This window comes from Stenotrophomonas sp. I18B00994 (assembly GCF_014145825.1).
GTDB classification, from domain to species: domain Bacteria; phylum Pseudomonadota; class Gammaproteobacteria; order Xanthomonadales; family Xanthomonadaceae; genus Stenotrophomonas; species Stenotrophomonas maltophilia.
Genome location: NZ_JACIUW010000004.1, coordinates 104829 through 124927 on the forward strand (window position 1 = coordinate 104829; position 20099 = coordinate 124927).

Annotated in this window: 16 protein-coding genes and 2 tRNA genes; all 18 read left to right on the top strand. The window is 64.8% G+C overall.

The window, feature by feature from the left end:
• The first annotated feature begins 27 nt into the window (after positions 1 to 27).
• On the top strand, positions 28 to 777 hold the full coding sequence (locus H4O10_RS05790) for an NADH-quinone oxidoreductase subunit C (RefSeq protein WP_005410462.1): 750 nt from the start codon (positions 28 to 30) through the stop codon (positions 775 to 777).
• Entirely contained in the window at positions 774 to 2081 is a 1308-nt protein-coding gene (locus H4O10_RS05795) for an NADH-quinone oxidoreductase subunit D (RefSeq protein WP_033835604.1), read from the top strand. Before H4O10_RS05790 ends, H4O10_RS05795 begins: the two co-directional genes overlap by 4 nt.
• Before the next feature lie 97 nt (positions 2082 to 2178).
• Positions 2179 to 2706: an NADH-quinone oxidoreductase subunit NuoE gene (gene nuoE, locus H4O10_RS05800; RefSeq protein ID WP_005410460.1), complete on the top strand. Its 528-nt coding sequence runs from the start codon at positions 2179 to 2181 to the stop codon at positions 2704 to 2706.
• 4 nt (positions 2707 to 2710) lie between these two features.
• Complete coding sequence (gene nuoF, locus H4O10_RS05805; protein ID WP_010486436.1) at positions 2711 to 4051, top strand: NADH-quinone oxidoreductase subunit NuoF; 1341 nt, start codon at positions 2711 to 2713, stop codon at positions 4049 to 4051.
• Positions 4048 to 6282 carry an NADH-quinone oxidoreductase subunit NuoG gene (gene nuoG / locus H4O10_RS05810; protein WP_049453191.1) on the top strand — a complete coding sequence of 745 codons (2235 nt, stop codon included), beginning with the start codon at positions 4048 to 4050 and terminating at the stop codon, positions 6280 to 6282. Before nuoF ends, nuoG begins: the two co-directional genes overlap by 4 nt.
• Positions 6279 to 7373: an NADH-quinone oxidoreductase subunit NuoH gene (gene nuoH, locus H4O10_RS05815; protein ID WP_005410457.1), complete on the top strand. Its 1095-nt coding sequence runs from the start codon at positions 6279 to 6281 to the stop codon at positions 7371 to 7373. The genes nuoG and nuoH overlap by 4 nt, the downstream gene beginning before the upstream one ends.
• A 4-nt stretch (positions 7374 to 7377) precedes the next feature.
• Positions 7378 to 7866, top strand: coding sequence for an NADH-quinone oxidoreductase subunit NuoI (nuoI, locus tag H4O10_RS05820; RefSeq protein ID WP_005410456.1), 489 nt, complete (start codon positions 7378 to 7380; stop codon positions 7864 to 7866).
• A gap of 9 nt (positions 7867 to 7875) precedes the next feature.
• On the top strand, positions 7876 to 8532 hold the full coding sequence (locus H4O10_RS05825; protein WP_033835602.1) for an NADH-quinone oxidoreductase subunit J: 657 nt from the start codon (positions 7876 to 7878) through the stop codon (positions 8530 to 8532).
• Positions 8529 to 8834 carry an NADH-quinone oxidoreductase subunit NuoK gene (gene nuoK, locus H4O10_RS05830; RefSeq protein ID WP_005410454.1) on the top strand — a complete coding sequence of 102 codons (306 nt, stop codon included), beginning with the start codon at positions 8529 to 8531 and terminating at the stop codon, positions 8832 to 8834. Before H4O10_RS05825 ends, nuoK begins: the two co-directional genes overlap by 4 nt.
• 7 nt (positions 8835 to 8841) lie before the next feature.
• Complete coding sequence (gene nuoL / locus H4O10_RS05835) at positions 8842 to 10995, top strand: NADH-quinone oxidoreductase subunit L (protein WP_049453190.1); 2154 nt, start codon at positions 8842 to 8844, stop codon at positions 10993 to 10995.
• Positions 10996 to 11018: 23 nt separating this feature from the next.
• Complete coding sequence (locus H4O10_RS05840; protein ID WP_033835600.1) at positions 11019 to 12527, top strand: NADH-quinone oxidoreductase subunit M; 1509 nt, start codon at positions 11019 to 11021, stop codon at positions 12525 to 12527.
• 15 nt (positions 12528 to 12542) lie between these two features.
• Entirely contained in the window at positions 12543 to 14003 is a 1461-nt protein-coding gene (nuoN, locus tag H4O10_RS05845) for an NADH-quinone oxidoreductase subunit NuoN (RefSeq protein WP_005410451.1), read from the top strand.
• 129 nt (positions 14004 to 14132) lie between these two features.
• Positions 14133 to 14209: transfer RNA gene (locus H4O10_RS05850), tRNA-Met, on the top strand.
• A gap of 82 nt (positions 14210 to 14291) precedes the next feature.
• Positions 14292 to 14368 (top strand) — tRNA-Met (locus tag H4O10_RS05855).
• A 366-nt stretch (positions 14369 to 14734) separates the two neighbouring features.
• The gene (gene rimP / locus H4O10_RS05860) at positions 14735 to 15325 is read left to right on the top strand and encodes a ribosome maturation factor RimP (RefSeq protein ID WP_005410450.1); all 591 of its coding nucleotides are present in this window, start codon (positions 14735 to 14737) and stop codon (positions 15323 to 15325) included.
• Between the two features lie 4 nt (positions 15326 to 15329).
• Positions 15330 to 16841 carry a transcription termination factor NusA gene (gene nusA / locus H4O10_RS05865; RefSeq protein ID WP_049452531.1) on the top strand — a complete coding sequence of 504 codons (1512 nt, stop codon included), beginning with the start codon at positions 15330 to 15332 and terminating at the stop codon, positions 16839 to 16841.
• 92 nt (positions 16842 to 16933) lie between these two features.
• A complete protein-coding gene (infB, locus tag H4O10_RS05870) occupies positions 16934 to 19582 on the top strand; it encodes a translation initiation factor IF-2 (protein ID WP_049452532.1) in 2649 nt (882 codons plus the stop codon).
• Positions 19583 to 19706: 124 nt separating this feature from the next.
• Complete coding sequence (rbfA, locus tag H4O10_RS05875; protein WP_005410447.1) at positions 19707 to 20090, top strand: 30S ribosome-binding factor RbfA; 384 nt, start codon at positions 19707 to 19709, stop codon at positions 20088 to 20090.
• The last annotated feature ends 9 nt before the right edge of the window (positions 20091 to 20099 follow it).

Here is a 20099-nt window from a genome sequence, read left to right on the forward strand (position 1 = left end):
CACCTGACAAGAGCGCGCCAAGCCCCCATGGCAGAGCAAGCATCCTTCATCGACCGACTCTCCGCACGTTTCGCTGGTGCCAAGGTCATCGTGGTCGAACCCCGCGGCGAAGTGACGCTGGAAGTGCCTGCCGCCGAGTGGCACGCCACCGCCCTGGCGCTGCGTGACGAGTTTGGTTTCGAGCAGGCCGTGGATCTCTGCGGCGTCGATTACCTGGGTTATGGCTCCGACGAATGGGACACCGCCGACGTGTCCTCGCAGGGCTTCAGCCGTGGCGTCGAAGGCAAGGCCCAGGGCCGTTTCGCGTGGGGTGAGTTCCCCACCGAGGAGAACGGTGCCGACGGTGCCCGCCCGCAGCACATGCCGACCCAGCGTTTCGCCGTGGTCGCCCAGCTGCGCTCATACCAGCACAACCTGATGATGCACCTGCGCTGCTTCGCCCCTGACGAAGCACTGCCGGTGGTGTCCTCGCTGACCGGCATCTGGCCGGGCCTGAACTGGTTCGAGCGCGAAGCGTTCGACCTGTACGGCGTGATCTTCGAAGGCCACCCGGACCTGCGCCGGATCCTGACCGACTACGGTTTCGTCGGCCATCCGTTCCGCAAGGACTTCCCGCTGATCGGCAATGTCGAAGTCCGCTACGACGAAGAAAAGAAGCGCGTGATCTACGAACCGGTCACCTCGGTGGAGCCGCGTGTCGGCGTGCCGCGCGTGATCCGCGACGACGCCCGTCTGCAGACCGCAGAAGGTGAGCGCGCGCAGGAGGCAGTGAAGTGAGCCACGTACACCAGGCCGGCGAAGCATTCGCCAGCAACGCCGCTGAAAGCCGGCAGGAAATCCGCAACTACACCATGAACTTCGGCCCGCAGCATCCGGCCGCTCACGGTGTGTTGCGCCTGATCCTGGAAATGGACGGCGAAACCATCATGCGCGCCGACCCGCACGTGGGTCTGCTGCACCGTGGTACCGAAAAGCTGGCCGAGTCCAAGCCGTTCAACCAGTCGATCGGTTACATGGATCGCCTGGATTACGTGTCGATGATGTGCAACGAGCACGCCTACGTGCGCGCGATCGAGACCCTGATGGGCATCGAGGCGCCGGAGCGTGCGCAGTACATCCGCACCATGTACGACGAGATCACCCGCATCCTCAACCACCTGATGTGGCTGGGCTCCAACGCGCTCGACCTGGGTGCGATGGCGGTGATGCTGTACGCCTTCCGCGAGCGCGAAGAGCTGATGGACTGCTATGAAGCAGTCTCCGGCGCACGCATGCACGCGGCGTACTACCGTCCGGGCGGTGTCTACCGCGACCTGCCGGACCACATGCCAAAGTACAAGGAGTCGCGCTGGCACAAGGGCAAGGCGCTGAAGCAGCTCAATGCTTCGCGCGAGGGCTCGCTGCTGGACTTCCTGGAGAACTTCACCGTCGAGTTCCCCAAGCGCATCGACGAATACGAAACCCTGCTGACCGACAACCGTATCTGGAAGCAGCGTACCGTCGGCATCGGCGTGGTGACGCCGGAACTGGCGCACCAGTGGGGCATGACCGGCGTGATGCTGCGTGGCTCGGGCGTCGCCTGGGACCTGCGCAAGAAGCGCCCGTACGCCAAGTACGATGCCGTCGATTTCGACATCCCGCTGGGCAAGGAAGGCGACTGCTACGACCGCTACCTGGTCCGCGTTGCCGAAATGCGCGAGTCCAACCGCATCATCAAGCAATGCGTGGCATGGCTGAAGGCCAACCCCGGCCCGGTCATGGTCAAGAACTTCAAGGTCGCTCCGCCCAGGCGCGAGGACATGAAGGACGACATGGAAGCGCTGATCCACCACTTCAAGCTGTTCAGCGAAGGCTACTGCGTGCCGGCCGGCGAGACCTACTCGGCGGTGGAAGCCCCGAAGGGCGAGTTCGGCTGCTACCTGGTCTCCGATGGCGCCAACAAGCCGTTCCGCGTGCACCTGCGTGCGCCGGGCTTCGCCCACCTGTCCTCGATCGATTCGGTCGTGCGCGGCCACATGCTGGCCGACGTGGTGGCGATGATCGGTACCTACGACCTGGTGTTCGGCGAGGTTGACCGGTAATGCCGTCCGCCACGCCAACGCCCGCTGCAGGCAGCCGGCGCAAGCCGGCGCCGCAGTTTCTGGAATTTCACGTTATGCATTTCGCTGAGGTCGGCCGATGAAGGCGACAGGTAATTTCGAGGCGGCGCGCGACGTCGACCCGATGGTGGTGCTGAGCGACAAGACCCGCGCTCACATCGATCACTGGCTGTCCAAGTTCCCGCCGGACCGCAAGCGCTCTGCCGTGCTGCAGGGCCTGCATGCGGCCCAAGAGCAGAACCAGGGCTGGCTGACCGACGAGCTGATCGCCGGCGTGGCCAAGTACCTCGACCTGCCGCCGGTGTGGGCCTACGAGGTCGCCAGCTTCTACTCGATGTTCGAGACCGAGAAGGTGGGCCGCAACAACGTGGCCATCTGCACCAACATCAGCTGCTGGCTCAATGGCGCCGAGGACATCGTCCGCCATTGCGAGAAGAAGCTGGGCATCAAGCACGGTGAATCGACCCCGGACGGCCGCGTCTACCTCAAGCGCGAGGAAGAGTGCCTGGCCGGCTGCGGTGGCGCGCCGATGATGGTCATCAACGGTCACTACCATGAGCGTCTGACCCTGGAAAAGGTCGACGAGCTGCTGGACGGGCTGGAGTAAGGGCATGGCACATCACCACGAATCCAAGGGTCCGGTCGGTCCCGCGCCGCTGCCGCACCAGGTGGTCTACACCACCCTGCATTACGACACCCCGTGGTCGTACGAAAGCTACCTGAAGACCGGTGGCTACGCCGCCCTGCGCAAGATCCTCGAAGAGAAGATCCCGCCGGAGCAGGTCATCGAGATGGTCAAGGCCTCGGGCCTGCGCGGCCGCGGTGGCGCAGGCTTCCCGACCGGCCTGAAGTGGTCCTTCATGCCCAAGGGCAACATGCAGAAGTACATCCTCTGCAACTCGGACGAATCCGAGCCGGGCACCTGCAAGGACCGCGACATCCTGCGCTACAACCCGCATTCGGTGGTGGAAGGCATGGCGATCGCCTGCTACGCCACCGGTTCGACCGTGGGTTACAACTACCTGCGCGGTGAGTTCCACCACGAGCCGTTCGAGCACTTCGAGCAGGCCCTGGCCGACGCCTATGCGAACGGCTGGCTGGGCAAGAACATCCTCGGCAGTGGCGTGGACATCGACATCTACGGCGCGCTGGGCGCCGGCGCGTACATCTGCGGCGAAGAAACCGCGCTGATGGAATCGCTGGAGGGCAAGAAGGGCCAGCCGCGCTACAAGCCGCCGTTCCCGGCCAATTTCGGCCTGTATGGCAAGCCGTCGACGATCAACAACACCGAAACCTATGGTTCGGTGCCGGCGATCATCCGCAACGGTCCGGAGTGGTTCAAGGGCCTGAGCCTTACCGCCAACGGCGGTCCTAAGTGCTTCTCGGTGTCCGGCTGCGTGCAGAATGGCGGCAACTTCGAAGTGCCGCTCGGCACCAAATTCCACGACCTGCTGGAAATGGCCGGTGGCCTGCGTCCGGGCCGCACGCTGAAGGGCGCGATCCCGGGCGGCGTGTCGATGCCGGTGCTGACCGCGGCCGAGCTGAAGGACCTGCCGATGGACTACGACACCATCCGCGCGCTGGGCTCCGGCCTGGGTTCGGGTGCGATCGTGGTGCTGGACGACAGCGTCTGCTGCGTCAAGTTCGCCTGCCGTATCAGCCAGTTCTTCCACAAGGAATCCTGTGGCCAGTGCACCCCGTGCCGCGAGGGCACCGGCTGGATGCACCGCGTGCTGGAGCGCATCGTCGCCGGCAAGGCCACGATGGAAGACCTGCACCAGCTGAAGGCGGTGGCCGGCCAGATCGAAGGCCACACCATCTGTGCGTTCGGTGAAGCGGCTGCATGGCCCATCCAGGGCTTCCTGCGCCAGTTCTGGGACGAATTCGAGTACTACATCGTCAACGGTCATTCGATGGTTGACGGCAAGAAGGTGGAGGCAGCCGCCGCATGAGCGCGCAACCCGTAAACCCGAACGTGCCACCGGATCACGTGACCATCGAAATCGATGGCAAGTCCCTGGTCGTGCCCAAGGGTTCGATGATCATCCAGGCGGCCGACAAGGCCGGCATTTCGATTCCGCGCTTCTGCTACCACGAGAAGCTGCCGATCGCCGCCAACTGCCGCATGTGCCTGGTGGACGTGGAAAAGTCGCCGAAGCCGGCGCCGGCCTGCGCCACTCCGGTGATGGATGGCATGAAGGTCGCCACCCGCAGCGAGAAGGCACTGAAGTTCCAGCGCTCGGTGATGGAGTTCCTGCTCATCAACCACCCGCTGGACTGCCCGATCTGCGACCAAGGCGGCGAGTGCGAACTGCAGGACGTCTCGCTGGGCTATGGCCGTTCGGTCAGCCGCTTCAACGAGCGCAAGCGCGTGGTCCCGGACGAGGACATGGGCCCGCTGGTCGCCACCGAGATGACCCGCTGCATCCAGTGCACCCGCTGCGTCCGCTTCACCGCCGACGTCGCCGGTACCTACGAACTGGGTGGCATGTATCGCGGTGAGAACCTGCAGATCGGTACCTTCGACGGCAAGCCGCTGACCACCGAACTGTCCGGCAATGTCGTCGACGTCTGCCCGGTCGGCGCACTGACCAACAAGGTGTTCCAGTTCCGCGCCCGCCCTTGGGAACTGACCGCGCGCGAATCGCTGGGCTACCACGACGCGATGGGTTCGAACCTGTTCCTGCACGTGCGTCGCGGCGAAGTGCTGCGCACCGTGCCGCGCGACAACGAAGCGGTGAACGAGTGCTGGCTGTCCGACCGTGACCGCTACTCGCACCAGGGCCTGTACAGCGAAGACCGTGCGGTCAAGCCGCTGCGCAAGGTCAATGGCGAGTGGAAGGAAGTGAGCTGGGCCGAAGGCCTGGCCGCGGCCGCCGAGATCCTCAAGGCCAACCAGGGCGACAACCTGGGCGTGCTGGTGCATCCGTCCACCTCGAACGAGGAAGGCGCGCTGCTGGCCCGCCTGGCCAAGGGCCTGGGCTCGAGCAATATCGACCACCGCATCAACAACCGTGATTTCTCCGACGCTGCAACCGCCGAAGTGTTCGGCCTGCCGCTGGCCGAAATCGAAGGTGCCGATCGCATCGTCGTTCTGGGCAGCAACATCCGCCACGAACTGCCGCTGCTGCACGCCCGCCTGCGCAAGGCGCAGACCACCAAGGGCGCGAAGATCCACGTCGTCAATCCGGTCGACTTCGACTTCGCCTTCAGTATTGCCGGCAAGCAGATCGTTGCACCGTCGAAGTTCGTCGACGCGCTGGCCAACGCCGAGCTGCGTTCGGCGGTGCAGGGCGGCAACAACACCGTGCTGATCGTCGGTGGCATCGCCGAAAACCACCCGCAGGCTGCCGCCATCCGCGCCGCCGCGCGTGACTTCGCCGCCGCCACCGGTGCCAAGCTGTGCCGCATCCCGCAGGGCGCCAACGCCGTGGGCCTGACCCGCGCCGGCGTGCTGCCGGCCGGCAAGGACGTCGCCGCGATGCTGGCGCAGCCGCGCCAGGCCTACGTGGTGTACGGCCTGGAGCCGGGCCTGGATTTCGCCGATGCACCTGCCGCGCGCAAGGCGCTGGCCGGTGCCCAGGTGGTGGCCTTCAGCCAGTTCGCCTGTGCCTCGACCCGCGACGTCGCCGACGTGATCCTGCCGATCGGTGCGCTGCCGGAAATCGACGCCACCCTGACCAACCTCGATGGTCGCGAGCAGTCGGCCCGTGCCGGCGGCAAGCTGCCGGGCGAGGCCCGTGAAGGCTGGCGCGTGCTGCGCGCCCTGGGCGGCGACATGGCGCTGACCGGTTTCGACTTCACCGACCTTGCCGGCCTGCGTGCCAGCCTGGCCCCGGTGTCGGTCACCGTTGCCGCTTCGGCGCAGCCGGTGGTTGCCGGCGAAGGCCTGGAAGTGGCTTCGACCGCCGCGATCTACCGCACCGATGCGGTGGTCCGTCGCGCCCCGGCGCTGCAGTCGCATCCGCTCAACAACGCCCCGCGCATCGTGCTGAACGCTGAAGATGCCGCTCGCCTGCAGCTGCAGGAAGGGCAGATGGCCAAGGTCGGCACCGATGCCGGCAAGGCCACCCTGCCGGTGGTGGTCGACGCCCGCGTCGCTGCGGGTTCGGTCTGGATTGAATCGGGCCACGGCGCGACCGCGCCGCTGGGTGCCGCTCGCGTAACGGTGGTGGCTGCATGAACGAATTGCTGTTGAACGCGGTCGACCCGCTGCACCAGTGGCTGCTTGGCCTCGGTGACATCGGCGCGCTGATCTGGATCATCCTGAAGATCCTGGTGATCACCGTTCCGGTAATCATCTCAGTGGCCTTCTACGTGGTCTGGGAACGCAAGCTGATCGGCTGGATGCACGTCCGCCACGGCCCGATGTACGTGGGCATGGGCATCTTCCAGGCCTTTGCCGACGTCTTCAAGCTGCTGTTCAAGGAAGTGGTCCAGCCGAGCAGCGCCAACAAGGCGATCTACCTGCTGGCCCCGCTGATCACCCTGGCCCCGGCCTTCGCGGCCTGGTCGGTGGTCCCCTTCGATTCGCAGATCGTGCTGTCCAATGCCAACGCCGGCCTGCTGTACCTGCTGGCGATGACCTCGCTGGGCATCTACGGCATCATCCTGGCCGGTTGGGCGTCCAACTCGAAGTACGCGTTCCTGGGTGCCATGCGCGCCTCGGCGCAGATGATCAGCTACGAAATCGCCATGGGCTTCGCCTTGGTCGGCGTGATGATCGCCGCTGGCAGCCTGAACCTGAGCAATATCGTGATGGCGCAGGCCGGCAGCTCCGGCTTCTTCGACTGGTTCCTGCTGCCGCTGTTCCCGCTGTTCGTCATCTACTGGGTGTCGGGCGTGGCTGAAACCAACCGCGCGCCGTTCGACGTGGTGGAAGGCGAATCGGAAATCGTCGCCGGCCACATGGTCGAATACTCCGGCGGTGCCTTCGCGCTGTTCTTCCTGGCCGAATACGCGAACATGATCCTGATCAGCTTCCTGATCTCGATCTTCTTCCTCGGCGGCTGGCTGAGCCCGGTCCAGGGCTGGGTCAACTTCGGCGATGTCTCGCCGCTGGTCGACTGGATCTGGAAGGGCGGCGCACCGTGGCTGTTCGTCAAGGTGTTCTTCTTCGCCAGTGCCTACATCTGGTTCCGTGCCAGCTTCCCGCGCTTCCGCTACGACCAGATCATGCGCCTGGGCTGGAAGGTCTTCATCCCGCTGGCCATTCTGTGGATCGCGGTTACCGCCGTCATGGTGTTCTTCGGCGTGATTCAAAAGGGCGTCTAAAGTGATGAACAGGATTACCCATTACTTCAAGAGCCTGCTGCTGCTCGAACTGCTGGCGGGCCTCTGGCTGACGCTGAAGTACAGCTTCAAGCCGAAGTACACGATGATGTACCCGATGGAGAAGTTCCCGCAGTCGCCGCGCTTCCGTGGCCTGCACGCGCTGCGCCGCTACCCTAACGGCGAAGAGCGCTGCATTGCCTGCAAGCTGTGCGAAGCGGTGTGCCCGGCCCTGGCCATCACCATCGATTCGGCCAAGCGCGAGGACGGCACCCGCCGCACCACCCGCTACGACATCGACCTGTTCAAGTGCATCTTCTGCGGCTTCTGCGAAGAAAGCTGCCCGGTGGACTCGATCGTCGAAACCCACATCCTCGAGTACCACTTCGAGAACCGTGGCGAAAACATCGTTACCAAGCCGCAGCTGCTGGCCCTTGGCGATCGTCTCGAAAACGAGATCGCCGAGCGTCGTGCCGCCGATGCCGCTTACCGCTGAGGTCGAGAGATGGATTGGGTAAATATCGCTTTCTGGGTGTTCGCCATCGCGGCAACGGTTTCGGCCGGTGCGGTGATCAGCGTGCGCAACCCGGTGCATGCAGTGCTGTGCCTGGTGCTGACCTTCTTCTCCATTGCCTGCGTGTGGCTGCTGGTGGGCGCCGAGTTCCTCGGCGTGGCGCTGGTGCTGGTCTACGTCGGCGCGGTGATGGTGCTGTTCCTGTTCGTGGTGATGATGCTGGACATCGACCCCAGCAAGATGCGTGAAGGCTGGGTGCGTTACCTGCCGGTCGGCCTGATCGTGGCAGTGGCGATGCTGGTGCAGATGCTGATCCTGATCGGCGTGAAGGGCAGGGCGGTCGCTCCGTTCCCGGCCGACAACGCCGCTGCGGTCGCTGCCGACAGCTCCAACGTCACCTGGCTGGCGCGCACGCTGTTCACCGAATACCTGCTGCCGTTCGAGTTCGCCGCCGTCATCCTGACCGTGGCCGTGGTCGCCGCCGTGATGCTGACCCTGCGTCGCCGTACCGGCGTGAAGAGCCAGAACCCGGGTGAGCAGACCATGGTCAAGGCCGGCCAGCGCCTGCGCATGGTCAAGATGGGCGCCGAAGCACCGGTCGTGCACAGCAACAGCAAGCCGGCCACCGGCGAGGAGACCCAGCCGTGATTACCCTTGGCCACATGCTTGCGCTTGGCGCGGTGCTGTTCGCCATCAGCCTGGCCGGCATCTTCCTCAACCGGAAGAACGTCATCGTCCTGCTGATGTCGATCGAGCTGATGCTGCTGTCGGTGAACATCAATTTCGTCGGCTTCTCGCGTCAGCTGGGCGATCCGTCCGGCCAGCTGTTCGTGTTCTTCATCCTGACCGTCGCCGCCGCGGAAGCCGCCATCGGCCTGGCGATCCTGGTGACCCTGTTCCGTACCCGCCGCACGATCAATGTCGGCGAAGTCGATTCGTTGAAGGGCTGATCCACAGATGGAAATCACTCTCTCCAAGAGTCTGTTGATCGCAGTGGTGCTTGCACCGCTGTTCGGCAGCATCATCGCCGGCCTGTTCGGTCGCCAGGTCAAGCGCTTCGGCGCGCAGACCATCACCATCCTCGGCGTCGCGGTAGCCTGCGGCCTGTCGATGTACACGTTCTACCAGCTGATGTGGGGCGGCGCGCAGCCGTTCAACCAGAACATCTACACGTTCTTCGAAGTCGGCCAGTATTCGGCGCACGTCGGCTTCATGGTCGACAAGCTGACCGCGATGATGATGGTGGTGGTGACCTTCGTGTCGCTGCTGGTCCACATCTACACGATCGGCTACATGCAGGACGACCCGGGCTACCAGCGGTTCTTCAGCTACATCTCGCTGTTCACCTTCTCGATGCTCACCCTGGTGATGAGCAACAACTTCCTGCAGCTGTTCTTCGGCTGGGAAGCGGTGGGCCTGGTGTCGTACCTGCTGATCGGCTTCTGGTTCAAGCGCCCGACCGCGATCTTCGCCAACATGAAGGCGTTCCTGGTCAACCGCGTCGGTGACTTCGGCTTCCTGCTGGGCATCGCTGGCGTGCTGTGGGTGTTCGGCACCCTGGACTACTCGCAGGTGTTCTCGCAGGCCGGCATGCTGGCTGACCCGCGCGCCCAGCTGCAGATCTGGGACGGCACGATCCTGGGCATGCAGCTGCTGAACGAGCCGGTGATCTGGTCGATCGCCACCGTCATCTGCATCTGCCTGTTCATCGGCGCCATGGGCAAGTCGGCCCAGGTCCCGCTGCACGTGTGGCTGCCGGACTCGATGGAAGGCCCGACCCCGATCTCGGCACTGATCCACGCCGCGACGATGGTGACCGCCGGTATCTTCATGGTCACCCGCATGTCGCCGCTGTTCGAGCTGTCGCAGACGGCGCTGAACTTCGTGCTGTTCATCGGTGCCACCACCGCGTTCTTCACCGGCCTGATCGGCATCGTGCAGAACGACATCAAGCGCGTCGTCGCGTACTCCACGCTGTCGCAGCTGGGCTACATGACCGTCGCCCTGGGCGTGTCGGCCTACTCGGCCGCCGTGTTCCACCTGATGACCCACGCCTTCTTCAAGGCCCTGCTGTTCCTGGGCGCCGGCTCGGTCATTATCGCGATGCACCACGAGCAGGACATGCGCAAGATGGGCGGCCTGCGCAAGTACATGCCGATCACCTTCATCACCATGTGGATCGGTACGCTGGCCCTGGTTGGTACGCCGTTCTTCTCCGGCTTCTACTCGAAGGACACCATCATCGAGGCGGCCGAGATCCACGCCCACATGCAGAACAGCTGGGTGGCCACCTATGGCTACTGGGCCGTGCTGGGTGGCGTGCTGGTGACCAGCTTCTACAGCTTCCGTCTGCTGTTCATGACCTTCCACGGCAAGGAGCGTTTCCGCGACGCGCACGACGATCATGGCCACGGCCATGACGATCACCACACCGCCGATGCCCACCATGGCGATGCCCATGACGACCACGGCCACGGTCCGCATGAACCGCATGAAACCCCGTGGGTGGTGACCCTGCCGCTGATCCTGCTGGCCATCCCGTCGATCGCCATTGGTTTCTTCAGCATCGGTCCGATGCTGCACGGCACCGACTGGGCCGGCCACCATGCGCACGAGGCGATCAAGGGCCAGGCACAGACGTTCTTCACCGGCATCGTCGACTTCTACGATCCGGCCAAGAACACCGTCGCGTTCCTGGGTGAAGAGTTCCATGGCCCGGTGGCGTTCGCGCTGCACGGCATGATGCTGCCGCCGTTCTGGCTGACCCTGGCGGGCTTCCTGCTGGCTGCGCTGTTCTACCTGTGGAAGCCGGACCTCTCGGGCAAGGCGCGCAAGACCTTCGCCCCGATCGTCTCGGTGCTGGAAAACAAGTACGGCTTCGACAAGCTGTGGATCGATGGCTTTGCCGGTGGCAGCGTCAAGCTGGGCAAGGTCTCGCGCTGGATCGACAGCAACATCGTCGACGGCGTGGTCAATCTTTCGGCACGTGTTGTGGACGTTGCAGCCGGCGTGCTGCGTCGTACCCAATCCGGTTTCCTCTATCACTACGCCTTCGCGATGATCATCGGCCTGATTGCCCTGCTGGGCGTGCTGATGCATTACCTGCGTTGATGACCTGTACGGAATAAGAAGACGTGTCGAACTGGCCTCTACTCAGTGTCCTCATCTGGCTGCCGATCATCGGTGGCGCCCTGATCCTTGCGATCCGTGATGCACAGACTGCCCGCTGGGCGTCGCTGGGCGTCGCGGTGCTCACCTTCGTTGCAAGCCTCTCGCTGCTGGGCGGCTACAACGCGGGCATCGACGGCCTGCAGTTCGTCGAGACCCATGCCTGGATCCCGGCGTACAAGATCGGCTACAACCTGGGCGTGGACGGCATTGCCGTGGCGCTGATCCTGCTGACCACCCTGGTCAGCGTGCTTGCCCTGATCGGCGCCTGGAGCGCCATCGACAAGCGCGTCAACCAGTACGTGGCGGCCTTCCTGATCCTGGAAGGCGTCACCGTCGGCATCTTCGCCGCGACGGACGCGATGCTGTTCTACGTGTTCTTCGAAGCCATGCTGATCCCGATGTTCCTGATCATCGGTGTCTGGGGTGGCCCGCGCCGCATCTACGCAGCACTGAAGTTCTTCCTGTACACCTTCCTCGGCTCGGTGCTGATGCTGGTGGCGCTGATCTACCTGTACATGAAGGGCGGCAGCTTCCAGCTGGCCGACCTGTACGCGCTGCCGCTGTCGGCCAAGGAACAGACCTGGATCTTCTTTGCCTTCCTGATCGCCTTCGCGGTCAAGGTGCCGATGTTCCCGGTCCACACCTGGCTGCCGGACGCCCACGTGGAAGCGCCGACCGCCGGTTCGGTGATCCTGGCCGCCATCGCCCTGAAGATCGGTGGCTACGGCTTCCTGCGCTTCAACCTGCCGATCGTCCCGGACGCGTCGCAGGAATGGGCCTGGCTGGTGATCGCGCTGTCGCTGATCGCGGTGATCTACGTCGGCCTGGTCGCCCTGGTGCAGGACGACATGAAGAAGCTGATCGCCTATTCGTCGATCGCGCACATGGGCTTCGTCACCCTGGGCACCTTCATCGCCCTGTGGCTGGTGCGTGAAGCCGGCAATGCCGATGCTGCCCGCCTGGGCCTGCAGGGCGCCATGGTGCAGATGATCTCGCACGGCTTCGTGTCCGGTGCGATGTTCTCCTGTGTCGGCGTGCTGTACGACCGCATGCACAGCCGCCGCATCGCCGATTACGGCGGCGTGGTCAACGTGATGCCGTGGTTCGCCACCTTCGCCATGCTGTTCTTCATGGCCAATGCGGGCCTGCCGGGCACCAGCGGTTTCGTCGGCGAGTTCATGGTCATCCTGTCGGCCTTCCAGCGTAATCCGTGGATCGCACTGGGCGCGGCCACCACCCTGATCATCGGCGCCGCCTACACCCTGTGGCTGTACAAGCGCATCTTCTTCGGCGAAGTGGCCAACAGCCACGTGGCCGAACTGAAGGACATCAACGGCCGCGAATGGCTGGTGCTGGGCGTGTTCGCCATCGGCGTGCTGGCCCTGGGCATCTACCCCAAGCCGCTGACCGACCTGATGGAGCCCTCGATCGCGAAGCTGGCGATGCAGATCGCATCCAGCAAGCTGCTGTAATTCCAGGATTTGATGATGACCACCTCGCCGCTGCTGCCATTGACCGCCGCTGACCTGCCACCGCTCGCTCCCGAGCTGGTGCTGATCGGCAGCGCCTTCGCCCTGATGATCCTCGACCTGTTCGTCAGCAACCGGAACAAGATCGTCACCCACCTGTTCTCGCTCGCTGCGCTGGCCGTGGTGCTGTTCATGCTGGCCACCGGCGTGGGCGGGCAGGGCGAGGTCTTCCATGGCATGTTCGTGCGCGATACTGCCGCGGACGTGATGAAGACCGGGATCGTGCTGCTCAGCGGCCTGACCCTGGTCTACGGCTGGCGCTACCTGCGTGACCGCAACCTGTTCCAGGGCGAGATCCCGGTGCTGATCCTGTTCGGCACCGCCGGCATGATGATCCTGGTCTCGGCCGGCAGCCTGCTGATGGTCTACCTGGGCCTGGAGCTGCTGGCGCTGTGCTCCTACGCCCTGGTTGCCAGCAACCGTGAGAACGGTCTGGCCTCGGAAGCAGCGATGAAGTACATCGTGCTGGGTTCGCTGGCCTCGGGCCTGCTGCTGTACGGCATGTCTCTGATCTACGGCGCCACCGGCAGCCTGCACCTGGACGTCATCCGTGACGCCATCCCGCACTCGGAAGAGCGCGTGCTGCTGATCACCGGTGCGGTGTTCATGATCGCCGGCGTCGCCTTCAAGCTGGGCGCCGCACCGTTCCACATGTGGCTGCCGGACGTGTACCAGGGTGCCCCGGCACCGATCGCACTGTTCATCAGCTCGGCGCCGAAGCTGGCCGCCTTCGGCATGGCCTACCGCCTGCTGGAAATGGGCGTGGGTCCGCTGTCGACTGAACTGCAGCTGCTGATCGCCGGCCTGGCCGCGGTCTCGCTGGTCATCGGCAACCTGATGGCCATCGCGCAGAGCAACCTCAAGCGCATGCTGGCGTTCTCCACCGTCTCGCACATCGGCTTCCTGCTGATGGGCATCGCCGGTGGTGGCGCGCAGGGCTATGCCGCCGCGCTGTTCTACGCACTGGCCTACGCCATCATGTCCACCGCCGCCTTCGGCGCGATCATCGCGCTGTCGCGTGCCGGTTTCGAAGCCGAGAACATCGAGGACTTCAAGGGCCTCAATGCCCGCAACCCGTGGATGGCCGGCCTGGTGCTGTGCATCATGGCGTCGCTGGCCGGCATTCCGCCGTTCCTGGGCTTCTGGACCAAGCTGGCGGTGCTGGGCGCGGCCGTCAACGGGGGCCTGCTGTGGCTGGCCATCCTCGGCGTGCTGTGTGCCGTGGTCGGCTGCTTCTACTACCTGCGCGTCATCAAGGTCATGTACTTCGATGAGCCGGTGGGCGAGGCCATGCCGCGCAGCAACGACCGCGTGCTGGGCCTGGTGCTGGGCGTGAACGCGCTGGCGCTGCTGGCGCTGGGCCTGGCCTGGAACCCGATCATGGTCTGGTGCCAGCAGGCATTTGCGCATCTTGCATAAAAGTTGACACAAAGCTGCGCGATTCGTGTAATATGCGCAGCCTGAGTTGTCACTGCAGCGGTTCAGCCAGAACATCGTTGCGGTCGCCCTCCTCGAAAGAGAGCAGGGCAGCAGTTCAAACACTACCGGTGCGGGGTGGAGCAGTCTGGCAGCTCGTCGGGCTCATAACCCGAAGGTCGCAGGTTCAAATCCTGCCCCCGCTACCAACTTCAGATCGGCGCCAACCGGTTTGATGAATGAGGGAAAGCTTGCATTTTTTGGAGCCAACGCTCATAATTCCGCTTCTGATGCGGGGTGGAGCAGTCTGGCAGCTCGTCGGGCTCATAACCCGAAGGTCGCAGGTTCAAATCCTGCCCCCGCTACCAAGTAAAGAGATCGCCTTCGAAGTCCTGCTTCGAAGGCGTTTTTCTTTGGGTGGCTGCGTCGTTTCTGCGTGATCGGGGTCAGCTCCCTTTTCCGCGGGAAAGGGATCTGACCCCGGGCCCGCACCTTGCACCAGCGCGGTGCAGCCGCTATCATCAGCGGCCTAGCAGTACCCCTGAAGGCGGCCTCCCGGCGGGAGTCCGGACCCGGAAGGAGGGCCGCAACCGGCAGGCACTGCAGGTTGCAACCGGAATCCAGTCACCGGAGTCTTTCCGGAAAAGGGGCCCAGCGGGCCCTTTGTCGTTTCCGGGGCGTCATGTTTTCACGCCGGCCAAGGCCGGCACCCAACCAAGAGATCAAGGCAGGCTGTGAGCGACAAGGCAACCGACATCGCGAATCTGCTCGCCCCGACCGTTGTGTCGCTGGGCCTGGAGCTGCTGGGCGTTGAGTATCTGCCGGCCCCCGGCGGTGCGACCCTGCGCCTTTACATCGACGTGCCGCTGGCTGAACAGCCCGAGCGCATCATCAATGTCGACGACTGCGAGCGGGTCAGCCGCGAAGTGTCGGCGCAGCTGGACGTCGAAGACCCGATCAGCGGCAATTACACGCTGGAAGTGTCCTCGCCGGGCGTGGATCGCCCGCTGTTCAACCTGGAGCAGTTCGCTCGCCACCAGGGTGAATCGGCCAAGGTCACGCTGAAGCTGCCGCAGGACAACCGTCGTCGCCTGCAGGGCCGTATCGAAGCGACCGACGAGGCCGCAGGCACCATCACCTTCATCGTCGACAAGACCGAAGTGGTGGTGTCGGCCGACAACATCGACAAGGCACGGATCATGCCCGACTGGGTGGCGCTGGGGCTGGCCCCGAGCAAGCCGACCGGTCCGGCGCCGAAGCGTCCGAAGCCAAACACGAATTCTTCTTCCAACGAGCCGGCGGCAAAGAAGCCGCGCGCGGAGTGAGCCAATGAGCAAGGAACTGTTGCTGGTAGTCGACGCGGTCGCCAACGAGAAGGGCGTGCCGCGTGAAGTGATCTTCGATGCCATCGAGGCCGCCCTGGCCTCGGCAGCGAAGAAGCGCTATCCCGACGAGGAAGTGCTGACCCGCGTGGTCATCGACCACAAGGATGGCAGCTACGAAACCTTCCGCCGCTGGGAAGTGGTGGCCGACGACGTGGTCATGGAATCGCCGGACCGCCAGATCCGCCTGATGGACGCCGTCGACGAGGCCGAAGGCGTGGACGTCGGCGACTACATCGAAGAGCAGATCGAGAACCCGGACTTCGGCCGCATCGCCGCCCAGGCCGCCAAGCAGGTCATCGTCCAGCGTGTGCGCGAAGCCGAGCGCCAGCAGGTCGTGGATGCGTGGAAGGATCGCGTCGGCGAACTGATCACCGGTGTGGTCAAGCGCGCCGAGCGCGGCAACATCTATGTCGACCTCGGTGGCAATGCCGAAGGCTTCATTCCGAAGGACAAGGGCATTCCGCGCGACGTGCTGCGCGCCGGTGACCGCGTGCGCGGCTACCTGGCCGAAGTCCGTTCGGAACCCCGTGGCCCGCAGCTGTTCATCAGCCGCGCCGCCCCGGAATTCATGATCGAGTTGTTCAAGCTGGAAGTGCCGGAAGTCGGCCAGGGCCTGGTGGAAATCAAGGCCTGCGCACGTGATCCGGGCGACCGCGCCAAGATCGCCGTGCTCGCCCACGACCAGCGCACCGATCCGATCGGTGCCTGCATCGGCATGCGCGGTTCGCGCGTGCAGGCCGTGTCCAACGAGCTCAATGGCGAGCGAGTGGACATCGTGCTGTGGAACGACAACCCCGCCAACTTCGTCATCAACGCGATGGCGCCGGCCGAAGTGCAGTCGATCATCGTCGATGAAGACAAGCACTCGATGGACCTGGCCGTTGCCGAAGATCGCCTGGCCCAGGCGATCGGCAAGGGCGGCCAGAACGTGCGCCTGGCCAGCCGCCTGACCGGCTGGCAGCTCAACGTGATGACCCAGGACCAGGTCACCGCCAAGTCGGAGGCCGAGCAGGCTTCGGCCCGCCAGCTGTTCATGGACAAGCTGGAAGTGGACGAGGAAATCGCCGGCATCCTGGTCAGCGAAGGCTTCGGCACCGTCGAGGAAATCGCATATGTCCCGGTCGGCGAACTGCTGGCCGTGGAAGGTTTCGACGAAGACATCGTCGAAGAGCTGCGCGCTCGTGCCCGCGATGCGCTGCTCAATGAGGCCCTGGCAGTCGAAGAAGGCCTTGAAGACGGCCAGCCGGCGCAGGACCTGCTGTCCCTGAAGGGCATGGACGAAGCCACCGCATATGCGCTGGCCGGCCACGGCGTGCGTACCAGCGAGGACCTGTCCGACCTGGCCGCCGACGAGGTCATGGACTTCGGCATCGAAGGAATGGATCAGGCGCGCGCCGCTGCGCTGATCCTGGCCGCCCGTGCCGAAGAGATCGCCCGACTGGAACGCGGCGAATGAGCCGGCAATGAACAGGGCCCTGAGCCGCTCAGGGCGTAGAATCCGCGCCACCTCCAGATGCGGGGGGGCGCCCACAAGATCATAGGATCCGAATGTCGCAGCAAACCACCATCCGCAAGCTTGCCGAACTGGTCAACACGCCGGTCGAAAAACTGCTGGAACAGCTGGCCGGTGCCGGCATGAAGTTCAGCGGTCCCGACCAGGTCGTGACCAGCTCCGAGAAGGTGAAGCTCCTGGGCTTCCTTCGTCGTTCGCACGGCAAGCCCGAGCAGGCCCCGGAAGAGAGCGATCAGTCTGCAAAGAAGATCACGCTCAACCGCCGGAAGCAGCAGGAAGTGACGGTCAATTCCGGTCGCAGCAAGACGACCGTGAATGTCGAGGTGCGCCAGAAGCGTACCTACGTCAAGGATGGTGCGCGCGCCATGACGCCGGACGAAGAGCGCGCCGACATCCTGCGCAAGCTGGAAGAGTCGCGTGCCCGCAACCTCGCCGAACAGCAGGCCCTGGCCGAGAAGGATCGTCTGCGCGACGAAGCCATCGTCCGTGCCCGTGAGGAAGAGATTGCGGCCAAGGAACGCGCAGAGGCCGAGAAGAAGGCTGCCGAGGAAGCTGCGGCCGCCGCCAAGGCTGCCGAGGCACTGGCGGCCACCAAGCCCAAGCGCGCTCCGATCGATGAAACCGCGCCGCGTCCGCCGCGCACGCCGGCCGCCGCTCCGGCTGCGCCGCGCAGTGCGCCGCCGCCGCCGCCACGCAACGACGACCGCAGCAACCGCAGCGCGCCGCGCAACGAGCGTGGCCCGGGCGACCGTTTCGCCGGCCAGATGCACCTGTCGGCTGCCGACCGTGCGCGTCGTGGCAACAGCAACAACAGCAACACCCGTGGTCGGCCGGGTGGCCGTAACCAGGCCGGTGGCCGTCGCGACATGTCGCGCGGTGGCAACAATGCCGGCCCGCACGCCTTCGAGCGTCCGACCGCGCCGGTGGTGCGTGAAGTGGCGATCGGCGACACGATCACCGTGGCTGACCTGGCGCAGAAGCTCGCGCTGAAGGGCGGCGAGGTGGTCAAGGCGCTGTTCAAGATGGGCGTGATGGCCACCATCACCCAGTCCATCGACCACGACACCGCCGCGCTGGTGACCGAAGAACTCGGCCACAAGGCGATCCGTGCCAACGACAACGACGCCGAGGACGCACTGCTGGCCTCGACCGGTGAAAACCAGGGCGAAGCCACCCAGCGCCCGCCGGTGGTCACCATCATGGGCCACGTCGATCACGGCAAGACCTCGCTGCTGGATTACATCCGCCGCACCAAGGTCGCCACCGGCGAAGCCGGCGGCATCACCCAGCACATCGGTGCCTACCACGTGGATACGCCGAAGGGCGTGATCAGCTTCCTGGATACCCCGGGCCATGCTGCCTTCACCTCGATGCGTGCCCGCGGCGCCAAGCTGACCGATATCGTGGTGCTGGTCGTGGCCGCCGATGACGGCGTCATGCCGCAGACCAAGGAAGCGATCCAGCACGCCCGTTCGGCGGGTGTGCCGCTGATCGTGGCGATCAACAAGATCGACAAGTCCGACGCCGACCCGATGCGGGTCAAGAACGAACTGCTGTCCGAGCAGGTCGTGGCCGAAGATTTCGGTGGTGACACCCAGATGGTGGAGATCTCGGCCAAGACCGGCCTGGGCATCGACGATCTGCTGGACGCCATCTCGATCCAGGCCGAACTGCTGGAACTGAAGGCCGTCAACGAAGGCCGCGCCTCGGGCGTGGTGATCGAATCGTCGCTGGACAAGGGCCGCGGCCCGGTCGCTACCGTGCTGGTGCAGCAGGGCCGCCTGAAGAAGGGCGACTACCTGGTGTGCGGCATCCAGTACGGCCGCGTGCGTGCACTGTTCGATGAAACCGGCAAGCAGCCGGAATTCGCCGGCCCGTCCATCCCGGTGCAGGTCCTGGGCCTGTCCGGCGTGCCGGAAGCCGGTGACGACTTCGTGGTGGTCGAGGACGAGCGCCTGGCCAAGGACGTTGCCCAGCAGCGTGAGACCAAGCGCCGTGAATCGCGCCTGGTCGCCACCGCCGGCAGCCGCATGGAAGACATCATGGCGACCCTGGGCAAGGGCGAGGGCCAGCAGGTCCTCAACCTGGTCATCAAGGCCGACGTGCAGGGTTCGGTGCAGGCCCTCAGCCAGGCGCTGGTGGCGCTGTCCAACGAAGACATCCGCATCAACGTGATCCACTCCGGCGTGGGCGGCATCACCGAATCGGACGCCAACTCGGCGGCCGCTTCGAAGGCCACCGTCATCGGCTTCAACGTGCGTGCGGATGCTTCGGCCCGTCGCATCATCGAATCCAACGGCGTGGACCTGCGCTACTTCTCGATCATCTATGACGTGATCGATCAGGTGAAGCAGGTGGCCTCCGGTCTGCTGGGCGTGGAGATCCGCGAAGAGATCATCGGTATCGCCGAGGTCCGCGACGTGTTCCGCAGCTCCAAGCTGGGCGCCGTTGCCGGCTCGATGGTCATCGAGGGCGTGGTCAGGCGCAACAAGCCGATCCGCGTGCTGCGCGACAGCGTGGTGATCTTCGAGGGCGAGCTGGAATCGCTGCGTCGCTTCAAGGAGAACGTCGAGGAAGTCCGCAACGGTACCGAGTGCGGTATCGCGGTGAAGGCTTACAACGACGTCAAGCCGGGTGACCAGATCGAGTGCTTCGAGCGTATCGAAGTGCCGCGCACCCTGTAATGCTGCACTGGACCGGCCCTCACGGGTCGGTCCGCCCCCTGGTGGGGCCCGACCTTGGTCGGGCCGCTCCTCCTGGTAGGACCCGACCTTGGTCGGGTCACATTCAAATCGAGAGCCCGACCGCGTGCCCAAGACTTTCCATCGAACCGACCGTGTCTCCGCCCAGTTGCGCCGTGAACTCGGCACCCTGGTGCACAACGCCGTGCGCGAGCATGGGTTGCCCTCGGTGAGCGTGTCCGACGTGGAAATCACCCGCGACATGGCCCATGCCAAGGTGTTCGTCACCGCGCTGATGCCGGAACGTTCGGCCGAAGCCGTGGCCGGCCTGAAGGAGCTGGGCTACCGCCTGCGCATGGACCTGGCACGCGCGATGAAGCTGCGCCACGTGCCGGAGCTGCATTTCCACTACGACGACTCGGTCGACCGTGGTGAGCACATCGACAACATCCTGCGCGACCTGCCCGATACGCTGGCCGCGGAGAAGCGTCGCGAGAGCGACGAAGAATAACCGCGTGGC

Excerpts from the sequence above, each read along its gene's own strand:
- H4O10_RS05790 (WP_005410462.1), top strand. The coding sequence starts at position 28 with ATGGCAGAGCAAGCATCCTTCATCGACCGACTCTCCGCACGTTTCGCT.
- nuoE (WP_005410460.1), top strand. The coding sequence starts at position 2,179 with ATGAAGGCGACAGGTAATTTCGAGGCGGCGCGCGACGTCGACCCGATG.
- nuoF (WP_010486436.1), top strand. The coding sequence starts at position 2,711 with ATGGCACATCACCACGAATCCAAGGGTCCGGTCGGTCCCGCGCCGCTG.
- nuoG (WP_049453191.1), top strand. The coding sequence starts at position 4,048 with ATGAGCGCGCAACCCGTAAACCCGAACGTGCCACCGGATCACGTGACC.
- nuoH (WP_005410457.1), top strand. The coding sequence starts at position 6,279 with ATGAACGAATTGCTGTTGAACGCGGTCGACCCGCTGCACCAGTGGCTG.
- nuoI (WP_005410456.1), top strand. The coding sequence starts at position 7,378 with ATGAACAGGATTACCCATTACTTCAAGAGCCTGCTGCTGCTCGAACTG.
- H4O10_RS05825 (WP_033835602.1), top strand. The coding sequence starts at position 7,876 with ATGGATTGGGTAAATATCGCTTTCTGGGTGTTCGCCATCGCGGCAACG.
- nuoL (WP_049453190.1), top strand. The coding sequence starts at position 8,842 with ATGGAAATCACTCTCTCCAAGAGTCTGTTGATCGCAGTGGTGCTTGCA.
- nuoN (WP_005410451.1), top strand. The coding sequence starts at position 12,543 with ATGACCACCTCGCCGCTGCTGCCATTGACCGCCGCTGACCTGCCACCG.
- nusA (WP_049452531.1), top strand. The coding sequence starts at position 15,330 with ATGAGCAAGGAACTGTTGCTGGTAGTCGACGCGGTCGCCAACGAGAAG.
- infB (WP_049452532.1), top strand. The coding sequence starts at position 16,934 with ATGTCGCAGCAAACCACCATCCGCAAGCTTGCCGAACTGGTCAACACG.